General features: G+C 41.4%; 15 protein-coding genes. 3 read left to right on the forward strand and 12 right to left on the reverse strand.

From position 1 onward, the window contains the following. Positions 1-138: 138 nt before the first annotated feature. The 7 genes from NR125_RS06700 to NR125_RS06730 form a co-directional block, all read right to left on the reverse strand. The gene (locus tag NR125_RS06700) at positions 139-1,344 is read right to left on the reverse strand and encodes an aminotransferase-like domain-containing protein (RefSeq protein ID WP_256814848.1); all 1,206 of its coding nucleotides are present in this window, start codon (positions 1,342-1,344) and stop codon (positions 139-141) included. Between the two features lie 50 nt (positions 1,345-1,394). Continuing rightward, positions 1,395-2,711, reverse strand: a complete 1,317-nt coding sequence (locus NR125_RS06705) for an MFS transporter (protein ID WP_256814849.1) — start codon at positions 2,709-2,711, stop codon at positions 1,395-1,397. A 100-nt stretch (positions 2,712-2,811) separates the two neighbouring features. After that, positions 2,812-4,200, reverse strand: coding sequence for an aminotransferase-like domain-containing protein (locus NR125_RS06710; protein ID WP_009335306.1), 1,389 nt, complete (start codon positions 4,198-4,200; stop codon positions 2,812-2,814). A gap of 98 nt (positions 4,201-4,298) precedes the next feature. Further along, positions 4,299-4,754 (reverse strand): VOC family protein, encoded by a 456-nt coding sequence (locus tag NR125_RS06715; RefSeq protein WP_009335307.1) that lies wholly within the window; start codon positions 4,752-4,754, stop codon positions 4,299-4,301. Between the two features lie 166 nt (positions 4,755-4,920). Then, positions 4,921-5,721, reverse strand: coding sequence for a peptidoglycan-binding protein (locus NR125_RS06720; RefSeq protein WP_256814850.1), 801 nt, complete (start codon positions 5,719-5,721; stop codon positions 4,921-4,923). Positions 5,722-5,913: 192 nt separating this feature from the next. After that, complete coding sequence (locus NR125_RS06725) at positions 5,914-6,297, reverse strand: VOC family protein (RefSeq protein ID WP_026041539.1); 384 nt, start codon at positions 6,295-6,297, stop codon at positions 5,914-5,916. Between the two features lie 111 nt (positions 6,298-6,408). Beyond that, positions 6,409-6,687 carry an ArsR/SmtB family transcription factor gene (locus NR125_RS06730; protein ID WP_009335310.1) on the reverse strand — a complete coding sequence of 93 codons (279 nt, stop codon included), beginning with the start codon at positions 6,685-6,687 and terminating at the stop codon, positions 6,409-6,411. Between the two features lie 96 nt (positions 6,688-6,783). On the opposite strand from NR125_RS06730, the gene NR125_RS06735 reads away from it, so the two are divergent. Further along, positions 6,784-7,002 (forward strand): DUF3231 family protein, encoded by a 219-nt coding sequence (locus NR125_RS06735; protein WP_009335311.1) that lies wholly within the window; start codon positions 6,784-6,786, stop codon positions 7,000-7,002. Between the two features lie 98 nt (positions 7,003-7,100). Here NR125_RS06735 and NR125_RS06740 read toward each other — a convergent pair whose 3' ends face one another. After that, a complete protein-coding gene (locus tag NR125_RS06740) occupies positions 7,101-7,988 on the reverse strand; it encodes a glycine-rich domain-containing protein (RefSeq protein ID WP_009335313.1) in 888 nt (295 codons plus the stop codon). 211 nt (positions 7,989-8,199) lie between these two features. On the opposite strand from NR125_RS06740, the gene NR125_RS06745 reads away from it, so the two are divergent. Then, complete coding sequence (locus tag NR125_RS06745; protein ID WP_009335315.1) at positions 8,200-8,352, forward strand: hypothetical protein; 153 nt, start codon at positions 8,200-8,202, stop codon at positions 8,350-8,352. A 413-nt stretch (positions 8,353-8,765) separates the two neighbouring features. Here NR125_RS06745 and tatA read toward each other — a convergent pair whose 3' ends face one another. The 3 genes from tatA to NR125_RS06760 form a co-directional block, all read right to left on the reverse strand. Beyond that, positions 8,766-9,002, reverse strand: a complete 237-nt coding sequence (gene tatA / locus NR125_RS06750) for a twin-arginine translocase TatA/TatE family subunit (RefSeq protein ID WP_009335316.1) — start codon at positions 9,000-9,002, stop codon at positions 8,766-8,768. 72 nt (positions 9,003-9,074) lie between these two features. Next, positions 9,075-10,523 (reverse strand): alkaline phosphatase PhoX, encoded by a 1,449-nt coding sequence (locus NR125_RS06755; protein WP_251157283.1) that lies wholly within the window; start codon positions 10,521-10,523, stop codon positions 9,075-9,077. 424 nt (positions 10,524-10,947) lie between these two features. Next, positions 10,948-11,988: an NAD(P)-dependent alcohol dehydrogenase gene (locus NR125_RS06760; protein WP_009335318.1), complete on the reverse strand. Its 1,041-nt coding sequence runs from the start codon at positions 11,986-11,988 to the stop codon at positions 10,948-10,950. Between the two features lie 244 nt (positions 11,989-12,232). Here NR125_RS06760 and NR125_RS06765 point away from each other — a divergent pair, with 244 nt between their 5' ends. Further along, entirely contained in the window at positions 12,233-12,643 is a 411-nt protein-coding gene (locus NR125_RS06765; protein ID WP_256814851.1) for a MerR family transcriptional regulator, read from the forward strand. Between the two features lie 296 nt (positions 12,644-12,939). Here NR125_RS06765 and NR125_RS06770 read toward each other — a convergent pair whose 3' ends face one another. Further along, positions 12,940-13,557, reverse strand: a complete 618-nt coding sequence (locus tag NR125_RS06770) for a nitrite reductase (RefSeq protein ID WP_256814852.1) — start codon at positions 13,555-13,557, stop codon at positions 12,940-12,942. Positions 13,558-13,578: the final 21 nt, after the last annotated feature.

Genomic DNA, 13,578 nt, shown 5'->3' on the forward strand with positions numbered 1-13,578 from the left:
TCCAAATTTCAAACTCCATGAATGTACCCCCGATTTTGTCGATATTGTTGAGGTTCAGATTGAATGCAGGAATGGAGTAGTTATTGAGGCTTACATACAATAAACTATACAGGATTGTGACACAGCATCTTGTTTCCGTCAGACTGTCAGCATTGAATCATTTGCTAATTCCCGATGCAATACATCTCCCATGCGCTTCATCCCTTCAATGATTTTCTCTTTAGGCATATTAGAGTAATTTAAACGCAATGTATTTGTTTGTGTGCCATTTGGGAAAAAGGGAGCACCAGGTACACAAGCAACATTGTTTTTCAGGCACTCTGTAAATATATGTGCTGAATCAATGCCCTCTGGAAGCTCAACCCAAATAAATAATCCGCCTTCCGGCTTACTGTAAGATATATTATTGGGGAAAAATTCTTCAATGCAAGATAACATAGCTGTGCATCTTTCTTTATAAACAGCTTTTATTTTATGAATGTGCTCTTCGATATCGTAAAGCTCCATATACTTTGCCGTAATTCTTTGAGCAAAACTATCAGTGTGCAAGTCAGCTGTTTGCTTGAAAGCAACATACTTATCAATGAAAAATGGGTGTGCACAAATCCATCCAAGCCGAAGACCGGGAGTGAAAATCTTCGAGAAAGTGCTTAAATAAATGACTCTGCCTTCTGTGTCAAAATGTTTTACTGGAGGGAGTTCCTTTCCAGCAAATCTTACAGCACCGTAGGGATTATCCTCAACAATCAGCACATCATATTGATTAGCAAGCTCAATCATTCTTTTTCGCCTTTCGAGTTTTAAGGTCCGGCCAGTAGGGTTTTGGAAATCAGGAATCGTATAAATAAATTTTGCATTGGGATGCTCCTGCAGCCTTTTCTCCAGCTCTTCCATTAGCATTCCATCATCATCCATTGCCACTTCAATAAATTGGGCCTTATATGACTTGAATACATTAATGGCAGCTAGATAAGTCGGACTTTCGCAAATAATAGTATCTCCCTCATTGATAAATAATCTTCCAGTAAGGTCGATTGCCTGCTGGGATCCTGATGTAATAAGAACATTTTCAAGGCTAGAGTCAATCCCAGCCATTTTCATTCTCTGACAAATAGCATCTCTCAAAGGAATATATCCTTCAGTCGTACTATATTGAAGGGCAGCCGCACCTTCTTCGTTCAATACAGCACTGCAAGCATCCTTTAAAGGGTCTACAGGAAACAGCTCTGGAGCTGGCAGTCCTCCCGCAAAAGAGATTACTTCTGGTCTTTCTGTTACTTTTAATATTTCACGTGTCTCAGAAGATGTTACAAATCGAGCTCTCTCAGCAAATTTATGTTCCATTTATAAACATTCCTTTTATATTTTTTGGAGTTAATGATCATACTGAAAATTCAGTCACTTACACTTATACTTTTCTCTTTTTGATGGATACCTGCCCAAAAAACAATGGGAATCAACAGTAATGAAAGAATAGCACCAGAAATTGAAAGGGCTGCAAAGCTGGAATATGCTACAACTATTCCCGACACACCTCCTCCTAATGCTCCTGATAAAGCAATCCATACATCGATAGAACCCTGCGTCTTAGCCCGAGTAGAAGCGTGAGTTGAATCTACAAGAATGGCCGTTCCGCTAATTAAGCCAAAATTCCAGCCAAGTCCGAGTAAAACAAGGGCTAAATTGAGTGCGGCCATTGAATCAGCAGGTCCCGCTGCAGCCAGAATGCCAGAAGCAAGCAGCGTAATAGCAGAAGCAATAGCCATAGGAGCACGGCCAATTTTATCAACAAGGAAACCAGTAAGTAACGAAGGCAAAAACATCGCACCTATATGAAATCCAATGACAAGCCCAACTTCATTCAAAGCATGGCCATGGTGTCCCATATGAATGGGTGTCATCGTCATAATGGCCATCATCACAAATTGAGTTAAAACCATTACGCCAGCTCCTGCAAAAATGCCTCGCCTTTTTATCGATGCCAAATTAGAACTTTTCTCTAAATGATTCGTTTTATTTCGTGCATCTGATATTGCTTTTGCCACAATAAAGGGATCAGGACGGAGGAACATAAATAGAACGAAACCAGCAAGTATATACGCTGCAGCCGCTAATATAAAGGGACCGGCTAAAGCAGGAACTCCTATGGATATAGCAAAATCCCCCATTACATCCACCAGGTTTGGCCCGGCAACAGCTCCGAATGTGGTGGAGACCATGGCCAGGCTAATAGCCTTTGCCCTTTGTGCCGGGTTTGCCATGTCAGTTCCAGCGTAGCGTGCTTGTAAGTTTGTAGCCGTTCCAGCCCCGTAGATGAGCAGTGAAATAAATAATAGCAGAATGCTATTTGTTAATGATGAAACCACTACCCCAATGGCACCGATGCCTCCAGCCAAAAATCCGGCGGCAAGTCCAGGACGGCGGCCAAACCGCTGAGAAAGCCGTCCTACCAGCAGCGCAGTCCCTGCTGACCCTAAAGTAAATAACGCCGTTGGAATTCCAGTTACACTATCTGTCCCCATCATGTTTTGCGCCAAAAGTGCCCCTACTGTTATCCCGGCTGCAAGTCCTGCTCCACCAAAAATCTGGGATATGACAATGACAATTAATGTTCTTTTGTATAGTTGCTGCTGTTTTTCTGAAGAATTTATGCAGCTCTGCAGCCAAGCAGATTGGGGGGCTAAAACTTTTTCACTATTTTTAACCGGCAAAATCTAACCTCCCTTATTTTCATAATATTCCAACTAGATTTCAATCATCTTAACACGTGCAAAAAAGCCATACAATATTATAATTGTATGGCAAACAATATTAGATAAGACTGTCTAACAGTCGTTTAAGGATAATCAATCCTCTCTCAAGCTCTTCAAGCGTTTCCGGGGCACAAACAGAAACTCTTACTGCCCTCTCCGGACAACTGTTTCCTACTACAAACCGTTCTGCTGCAAATACCTGAATTCCTTGCTGTTTAGCTAACGCTTCAAATTCAGCCCCTGTAATCTTGCCTGGCAATAGCAGCCAGCGAAAGATGCCTGTTTCAGCACCTAAGCACGTAAAGTCTGCCAGGTACCTGTTTACAAGTTGATTTCTGCGAATCGTCTGCTCCTGATGGCCCTCAATCAAGGCTTCAAATTGATTTGATACAATTGTACGTGCTGCCAGTTCTGCCAATAATGGCGAAACGGAAACATTAAAATTATAAAGTGCCCTTGAAATTGGCTCCTTGAATTGACTCGGCACTGCAGCATAGGCCAGCCGCAGACCCGGTGCAAACGATTTGGATAAACTTGCAATATAGATGACCTGTTCTGGTGCAAATGATGCGACTGCCGGCAGTGGTTCTTTGCTGAGAAGATGGTATGAAGCATCTTCGATAATGAACTGATTATACTTTTTGGCAATGGCTGCGATCATTTTTCGAGTCTCAACCGACATAAAGGAAGCTGTTGGATTATGATAATCCGGAATCAAGTAAATGCCTTTAATATTTTCAGTTTTACACGCATATTCAAAAGACGCTGGACACATTTCATAGTTCTCTGTTTTTATTGGCACCAGCTGCACACTAAGCATTGCTGCAGCCGTTTTTAAGCCAGGGTATGTATGCTGGTCTACTCCAATGCGGTCTCCGGGCATACATAGACTTGCCAGTGCAGCAGCAATGGCATTTTGACCCCCATTCGCAAATAAAATGTGATCAGCGGTAGTTTCTAACCCGCCTCTGCGGATTAGCTTTACCGCTGCATCCTTTTGCCAATGGCTTTCTCCTCCCCTGCCATAACCAAACCATTTTTCATAATCTGTCTCCTGCAGCATACTTTTCAGCTGGAGCATCAGCGGCTCGAAAGAAGCATTATCCGGAAGTGTTGCCCCCATTTCAATTAAGTGCTTCGGCTTTGTATCTTCTAGTAAATACGCATTCGATAACGCACCATACGATACAAAAGTGCCGCTTCCGACCGTTGCACTTAATAAGCCCTTTAACTCACAAACTTTAAATGCTTTTGAAATAGTGCTCAAATTTAAATCTAAATAATCAGCCAATTCCCGCTGTGGAGGGAGCTTGGTTCCGGGCAATAACACTCCGTTTAAAATATCCTGTTCCAATTGCCCTGCCAGCGCTTGATAAATGGGCTTTTCTGTTTTATCAATGGATGGCTTCCAGGTCATAGGATAGTTTTCAAAAGAATTAGTCGGCATGGTACGCACCCTTTTTTGTACAAGTTTTCAATGAGCTGTTTCTCCAATTATAACCCTTGTTCCACTCCACTGCCCATATCATTGAAAAAAGAAAAATTTTAGTTTTTATTCTTCAAATACCTTTCCCAATCACTTAAATACATCATAGGTTTATCTTCAGGCTTAGATGGTAATTTACAGATAAACTCCAATGAGTTTCCATCTGGGTCATGAAAATAAACCATTGCATGTGTCTGGTCTGGCATTACAATGGGTTCAAGAGGTTTAAAGCCGAATTCTTCACGCATTTCAATGCCGCGCTTTTCCAGCCACGTTTTGGCATTCTTTAGATCTTCTAAATCTACTCTAAATGCAATATGTCTGATGGATGGATGATAAGAAAATTGTACTTGTTCACATTCCCATAACCCAAGCCAGCTTTCATTCTTAACGATCCAAAAAAATGCAGTTTTCTCATATTTTATGGCTAATTCCATTCCCAAGCCCCTGTAAAACTCAATTGACTTGCTGATATTACTTACCGGTAAATGTGCTTCGTACAGTCCTTTAATCATTTTTTCACTCCTGTCCTTCATTTTCTTAGCATTAATATACCAGTAACGGATCCATATTTCGTACACAATATGGATGATATTTTCTACTGCTTTAAACGTATTGACCTCTTAAGGACTTTCCAAAACAAAAAAGCTGCCCCGCATGATTGTGCGGGACAGCCCATACCTATTCGATTACTTCCACACGCACGCTTTTTCGCCCCCATTGGAGGGCATCGCTGCGATTAGGAATAAACACATCTATTGAACTTCCATTTATGCCGCCGCCTATGTCCGCTGCTATCGCAACTCCATAGCCTTCAACTTTTACGATAGATCCAAGCGGAATGACACTGGGATCGACAGCAATCACTTTCGCATCAGGGTACTTATTTAAATCCAGACCCATCCGTGTCACACCTGAACAGCCCTCACAATCTGCCGTGTACGCTGTGCTTTCCACAGTCAATGTTTTACCGGCTGCTGAACCGTGCTTGGCCTTTCGGTCCAGCTCTGCTCTTGTTCTCGGACCGGCAATTCCGTCTGCAGTTAGACCTTGCTGTTTTTGAAAGCTCTTGACGGCACTCACTGTGCCATTACCATAGATTCCATCTAAATTAGATTCATAGTGACCTGTTTGTTTCAATTGATATTGAATTTGGATGACCTGCTTCCCAATGTCTCCATATCTCAGCACTTTTAACGCATGGCTTGTTTGCGATCCTGCAATTCCATCAACCTTCAGATGGCGCTTACGCTGAAAATCCTTGACGGCTTCCACTGTGATAGATCCATAGTATCCTGTCGATGTATGGTACGGGAAAACCCCTTTTGTCATCAGGTAATCCTGCAATTCGGCCACATCTGACCCTGATGATCCATTGGCAAGTGTCCGATCTCCAAGCGCCGCTTCTGTAAATGAAGGAGCGGCAAGCATGAGAACTCCAGCCGCAAAAACCATTAGCATGTTTCTAAATCTCTTTAACATAAAAAATCCTCCCCAATTTCTTTTTACATAAAAGAATTCGGGAGGAAATGACATTATTCGTGTATAGAAAGCAGAATCACAACGTTCGGCCCTGTATAATCCATTAATTTGAAATAATGTGTTCTATTTTGTCTGAGTAAAATTACGCGACATAATGAGAAAAAAGATCACAAAAAGTGCCTTTTTTTCAAGCTAATTCTGCGCTATTTGAATAAGATTGCCGCATGTATCATCGAAGACAGCCAATGTGACATCGCCCATTACTGTCGGCTCAATCGTAAACTTCACTCCCAGTTTTATTAATCGGTTATATTCTTCGTGAACATCAGCTACGCCAAACATTGTTGCCGGAATTCCTTCTGCAAATATCTTCTTTTGGTATTCTTTGGCGGCCGGATGTGCATTCGGTTCCAGCAATAGTTCCGTACCTTCTTGATCTTCTGGAGAAACAAGGGCGATCCACCTGTGTTCCCCGACTGGAATGTCATGCTTTTTTACAAACCCCAGCGTTTCTGTATAAAATTTTAATGCCTTATCCTGATCCTGGACGAAAATACTGGTAACAATTACTTTCATCATGTTTTTGCCTCCTTTGATATTTGTGACGGATGATACTGTACTAACAATCTGAGCCCCAGCAAAACAAGCCCGCACATTAGTTAGAATACCTATTCCGCCTTTAGTAAATTACTCTAGCCATCCTTTCAGCAAATTTTTAAGTGGCTGGTTATTGAAAATAATTACGCGATATTTTCCCTTTCGTTCGGATTTTATAAGCTCTGCATCTTCCAATACAGAAAGATGTTTAGCTATTGCCTGCCGCGAAATGGAAAGATCGTGCTTCATAATGAGACGAGCAGTTAATTCATACAGCGTCATCTCTTTACGTTCGGACAGTTCGTCCAATATAAGCCGCCGAGTCGAATCACCAAGTGCTTTGAATATAGCGTCTTTGTCCCAATTCATATTTCGATTATAAGCAACCTTGTGGTTACTTGTCAACACAAGCAACTTAAGGGTTGCGTAATGGTGGTGCCGTATCAAACTCGACGGTAAGCACCAATGTTGTACCATATGGGTTTTCTGGCTCAAACGGCTCAAGGATATTACGGAACAGGCCTAGCCGAATCCAAGCGAACAGACTTGGCCTTAGCTTATGAAGAAGCCAATCTAAAGACATTGGGAATCACCAGAAAATGGTTCGGTATCATGGCGAAAAACAAGTGGTTTGAACAGCCGCCACTTGCTCCCAATAGAAAAGAGCTTGCTCAGGATAAATAAGTTTTCCCCCTCATTTGTGTGAGCGATGTTCCCCCAGTCAATGTTTTACCGGCAGCTGAGCCGTGCTTGACCTTTCGACCAGCTCGGCTCTCTTTTTATTAATCTCCGCCCCCGCCGCAGCTTGAACAGGAACTGCAGGATGAGCAGGAACTGCAGGAGCTGCCCGACCCGCAGCTTGTACTGCTTGATAAAAGCTTGCTGCTGATTTTCATGTAACTGGAAAAATCATCATAATGAAAATAGGACACAGATAAAAAAGGAACAAGCATTGCGTTATAATTTTGCTGATTTTTTCTTTTTCTCATCATTTCTTGTATAGCGCTTTTTTCGTACTTTTTTACTTTCTTTGCTGTTTTTTTCATGGCAGAAATAAGTGAGATCACAGTAGCCATATACTTGCTATCACTCTTAAAATAGAGCTCTATTAGTTCATTTTCCGGCAAACGTTTAAACTCATCAATTATATTTGGAGGTACAGGGAATCTGTAAAATCCCTTATAAAGATGGATATTTTCATTTCTTATGAAAAAGAGCTCACCATACACCCAATCAAAAAATCCGCGTAAATCAGGTTCAGGCGACTTTTTTAGATTCGGACTATGATGAAGAGTGCTTCCTAAATATTCTTTTGAAAAATCATCATATTCACGGGTAAACATGAGCATCTGATGCCACAAATCATCAACCTTTTCGCTGAACATAGGGGACTCTTTTAAAAGAGAAGTCAAAATAAAGTAGCGTTTTAAATCCAGCAAACGCCAGCTGTACTCATTTTCTTTTAGTTTAATTTCTTTCATTACCCTCTCTTCTACGTTCCCCATATAAGTTTTACTAAGAGATCTCTCCAGGTGATCACTTAGCTTTTTTAACCCTTTAATCGGCTTTATATCTAATGATTTTGGAGATAAACCAAATTTAAATGAGACCTTTTTTCGCAAAAATAAAATAAACCAGATAACCACTGGAAGCATGAGTAACCAGACCATGTAATCCCCCCTTATACATTTCTTTATTACTATTACGAATTTCATTGTCGAGGGTTCCATATTTTTCAATTTTTATATTCATTAGTCCAAAAGAAAAGCCGCCTTCACGGCAGCGCCCAATATAAGAACTATTTAAGATAATATTACACCCGCATAATCCCCTCTTAGTACTTGTTTCTCATTCTGGTTCGAACAAAGGAAAGAGGCCGCAATGGCCATTCTGTTATGGACATTAAATCGCACCTTCAAGAGTATGTCGAACTCTCTGATTGCCAATGTAAAAGTTGTTCCTGGCGTATATGGATTTGTGAAGAAGGCAGGTCAAATGATACTTGAAGGGAAGGGACTAAGGGAAGTTGAATAAGTCCTGCCTTTTCTATCTTTCGTACAGGCCCGAAAACAACTATTGGTTCTCCATCGAATATTCAAATGATTTTGGTTCTATATCGTATAGGTTTTAAAAAAAATTAAAGGCTGTCCATAAAAGACCGTAACTTAACGATCTTCAGGGACAGCCTCCATCACTTTTGCTATATTCTTTCCTGTTTTGGAACAAAGACGGCAGGTGAAGCACTTATTGCAATGAATCTCTTTTACGGAAGTCTCCTTGCTTTCTTCTTTTAATTTGAGTGGACTAGTGGCAGTCATTAAAAGAACACCCTTTCTATTGGACACAGGTTGAAATTTTTCAATTCATTTGATAAACAGGGAGAGAAATTGTCTCTATCCCCCTCCCTGTTCTTTAAAAAAAGCGAGAATTCCGGTAAAAAGCAGGCTTTAATTCACAGTCTTACTTTCCTTTGTCTCTATTGCCTTTAGATGGGCTTTCTCTTTCACATTTTTCGTTTCTTCATTCTCTTCAGCACCATTTGCTAAGTCACGGGTCGCTTTCTTGAATTCCTTCAACGTATTGCCAAAAGCTCGTCCAATTTCCGGAAGCTTTGAAGGTCCAAATATAATTAACGCAATCACCAGGATTAAAATGAGCCCGGGTATCCCGATATTCTGCAGCATCCTGCACCTCCGTAATCTGGATGGCTATTATCCTCCAGAGAATTCCCATTAAAACTCATATAAATTTAGCACTTATAGAATTGGCATTCCATGACGCTCTAATGCAGCTGCTTCCAGTATGCTCATTCCTTGCTCTTCGGCAAGTGATGCGACTTTGCCGGACACAATCGGGCCGAGGCCGGCAGGCGGAGCAGCATGTCCCATGGCCCTTTGGCGGGCAGAGTTTCGCCTCGCAAATGGTCCCCAAATCGCAAATGTGATACCTGGGGTTTGAATATTTACAAAGAACGTATTTCCATCAGGGGAGAATGCCGGTCCGGCAAATTCAGAGCCATTCAATGTGTTCTCAGCAAAGGTATAAACCTTTCCCTCAGGTGTCAGGCCAATGATTCTGTCATTCCCGCCGCCATCTTCAGCAATCCAAAGGTCACCCCAGGGACTCATACAAATATTGTCTGGCATTTCCAAATCATTTTTATCAGTGGATTCATAAAAAAGTTCTAATGTATTTGTAGCAGGAATGTAGCGGTAAACACGGCCAAGGCTGCCATCCCCGGCACTCGTATCGTCAAACCAGAACACACCAGCAGAAAAGAACGCACCTTCTAAGCGGCTAAACTGAATACAGCCTTTGTCTTTGGCATCCTGCTGTGCGCGTTCTGGATTGATTTCCTTCCACACGACGCCAAATTTTTGTCCTTTTTCAAACGAACTTGCTTTAGATGCCGGAAGTTCATCGATTGCCAATGCCTCCAATTTCCCTCCTTTTTGAAGGGAGCCGAGAGTCCGGGTACGGTCATTTGGAGTAAACCGATAAAGGAAGCTTGGGCTCGCATCTTCTGTCAGATACCATATCCCTGTTGCAGGGTCGACTGCACAGGCTTCATGAGAGAAGTAACCCATATCACGGATTGGGGTTTTCGACATTTCGTTTTCCGGATCAAGCGGGTTGACTTCAAAAACAAAGCCATGTCCCAATTCCCGTGTCTCTTCACATGTTAACCAAGTCCCCCAGGTTGTGGAGCCACCGGCACAGTTGCGGATTGTACCAGAACTTGTCACATACTCCTGAATAACCTCTCGGTTCGAACCAACGACTATTGCGGTTGTACCTCCTGCAGCACCTTTGCTCCAAGGATTTTTTCCGTTTACAGGGTATTGAGAATTTGTGCTGTTTTCATGATTCCGTACAAGAATGGTCGTGTTTTTCTCTCCTCTATAAGCAGCCATTCCATCTAGCATGGCAGGCACGAGGTCCCCGTTTGACATTTTATCGCCCGTTTTGGATATAATTTTGTAATGGAACCCTCTAGGAAGATCTAATATTCCGTTTGGATCTTTTACTAATGGGCCATATCCGCCAAAACCACTAGTTGGATTGTTGCCTGGTGCTGCAGCTAATGTCTTTGTGATGCCGCCTAAAGAATAGACACCCGACGCTCCTAAAGCAACTGCTAACGTACCTGCTCCTCCAGCTTTTAAAAAGTCCCGTCTGTTCATGCCGCTATTGTTCAATCTCATCCGCCTCCTGATAAATAATTTGATGACTTATGATCCTTTGCTTCCGTGTCCACTATCATAAGTTATCAGACTATTCTTAAATGAATATTAAATATATGTAAGGCTTTAGTAAAAACCTATTAAAAATATCGATTAATTTTTCATTGATGAACTGGTTAGGATCTTGAAATAGGCGTTAAAAAGATTCTCATTTTCATAGATTTAGGATCTAATTTAAAAGACTTATAAATAAAAAAGGACAGCGAAACTTTGACCTGCTTTTGTCAGCACTTTATTCATATGGGATCTATCTGTAGTTTGGGGGATTATTGGAGAATGGCTTCAAAACTATAAGCTACTTTTTGTACGATCATTCGAAAAAAAAAGTGTCTTGAAAGCCAGCCTTTCAAGACACCTTACAATGATTAACTTATCATTGGACACATCACATTGTACTAATATCAATTACAAATCGATACTTCACATCTGAAGCTAATACTCGTTCGTAAGCATCATCTATTTGATCAGCTGTAATGACTTCAATCTTTGGAACGATGTTATGTTTTGCACAGAAATTCAGCATTTCCTGAGTCTCACGGATGCCTCCAATCATTGAACCCGCAAAGGAACGGCGATGGCCGATGAGTGAGAACACATTGACTGACAATGGCTCTGCAGGAGCACCCACGTTAACCAATGTTCCGTCAAGCGTGAGCAGTGAGAAGTAAGCATCTATGTCGATTTTCGCACTTACCGTGTTAATAATTAAGTCAAACGTTCCGGCAAGTTTTTTGAAAGTTTCCGGGTCGCTTGTGGCAAAGTAATGATCTGCTCCGAATTTCAGGCCGTCTTCTTTTTTATTCAATGTTTGCGAAAGGACTGTCACTTCTGCACCCATGGCATGTGCAATTTTGACAGCCATATGGCCAAGGCCGCCCATACCGACAACCGCTACTTTCTTGCCCGGCCCAGCTTCCCAATGATTTAACGGCGAATAAGTAGTAATACCCGCACAAAGCAGCGGGGCTGCCGCATCAAGCTCAATGCTATCAGGAATTCTGAGTACGAACTCTTCCTGTACTACAATGTGCGTAGAATAGCCGCCTTGAGTAGGCTCGCCGTATTTGTCCACACCCGCATAGGTTTGGATATTTCCTTTGAGGCAGTATTGTTCTTCTCCTTTACGGCAGTTTTCACACTCACCGCAGGAGTCAACCATACATCCGACTCCTACCCGGTCTCCTGCCTTGTACTTTGTCACCTCAGCTCCTACTTCCGCAACAATTCCTGCAATCTCATGCCCGGGTACGAGTGGATAGTTCACAGGCCCCCACTCCCCGTGAGCAGTATGAATATCGGAGTGGCAAATGCCGGCATATTTAATTTCAATCAGAACATCATGCAAATCCAGATCACGCCTTTTAATTTCAGCCGCTCTAAACGGCTTGTCGGGACCATCAACAGCCCGCGCTTTAGCAGTTATCATAAATAAGACCTCCTGTATTTTTTAAGAGAATGATAGATTTAAAATAGTACTCAATTATGTCCCATCATTTATCTCTTTTCACAACCATGTTAAGGCTTATAGTTAACTCTAGGTCAAGCGATAAATTTAAAATTTTTTTCATGCTCATTAAAGTGACTTTGACATTTACAAAATACCATGGTAATCTCACGTCAAACCTTATAGTTAACTCTAGGTCTATATCTATAAGAATAGGAGATAAATAATGAAGACATACACGATCAGTGAAGTGGCAAAGGAATTGAATCTGACAGTATATACCCTCCGCTACTACGATAAGGAAGGTCTGATGCCTTTTGTAGAACGGACCCCCAGCGGAAACCGCTTGTTTAAAGAATCCGACCTTAGCGCTCTAAAAGTAATAGAATGCCTGAAAGCCACCGGGATGCCTATAAAGGAGATTAAAAATTTCATTGATTGGTGTTCTGAAGGGGATGCCACACTGCAGCAAAGATATGACATGTTTCTGGAGCGAAGAGCAAATGTTGAAGCACAAATGGAAGAACTAAGAAAAACAATGGAAGTCATCGAGCATAAATGCCTATACTACAAGACTGCACTGGAAGCCGGAACGGAAGATATTCATAATGAAGATAAAATAGAGATTAATAGCTGACAGAAAGCCGCCTGTATTTAGTACAGACGGCTTTCTTTTTAACTAAAAAAGGTCTAATAAAAATCACAGTACACAATCCAGTCATGTTTTTCTTGATTATAGAAAAATAGAAACTGCCACTATCTGCAATGTTGAAATGGGCCTTTTCATCAGAACTTAATTGAAATACAAAGGGGTACTCTTCTCAAAAAAAAATTCCACCTTGAGCAAAAGCAGGATACTTTTAATCTTTCATCACTATAGAGATTGAATGAAAATTCCCGTTAGGTTAATTGGCAGCTATATTTCAGTTGTTATTAACTGATTAATTGACCTCTGCCAATCCGTTTCAAAAATTTATAGAATGACTCCCGCTTTTTCCCCATTTGTGAGTAGACAGATATAATCTTTTCTACAACAGCGTACAGTTCTTCTGGCGTAAGATTCTCCACCAACAAGGAACCAACCTCAGCGTCTTTGCCTTTTGCTTTGCCTCCAACATATAAATTGTAATGCTCTCTAATTTTCATAATACCTATATCGCTTAACAGGGGCTCACCGCAGCCAATAGGGCAGCCAGTATACGCAACCTTTAATGTAAAGGGAACAGGCTTGCCGGCTATACGGCGATTTATCTCTTTTGCTACTGGCATTCCCTCTTCCTCTTCCCCTTTGCAAAAATTACAGGTCCTCAAGCTTTTAACAAAGGATCCAACTGGATAACATGCTAACCCGACATGCTGGAATTCCGCTATAATCTCTTCCTTTTTATTTTCTGGTATCTCTATATAGAGTTGTTGAAAAGTTGTTAGCTCAAGTTCTTCATCTTCATCCATATACTTTGAAATCATCAATAGTTGTTTAGAGGAGAGTTTTGCACCAAATCCAATTCCTCCGTTTATAGCTAGCTTTATTTTTTTTGAATCATTCTCCATTTTTTTCTCCCCTTTACACTC

Origin of the sequence: Cytobacillus sp. Bac17 (assembly GCF_024519925.1) — a bacterium.
GTDB classification, from domain to species: domain Bacteria; phylum Bacillota; class Bacilli; order Bacillales; family Cytobacillaceae; genus Cytobacillus; species Cytobacillus pseudoceanisediminis.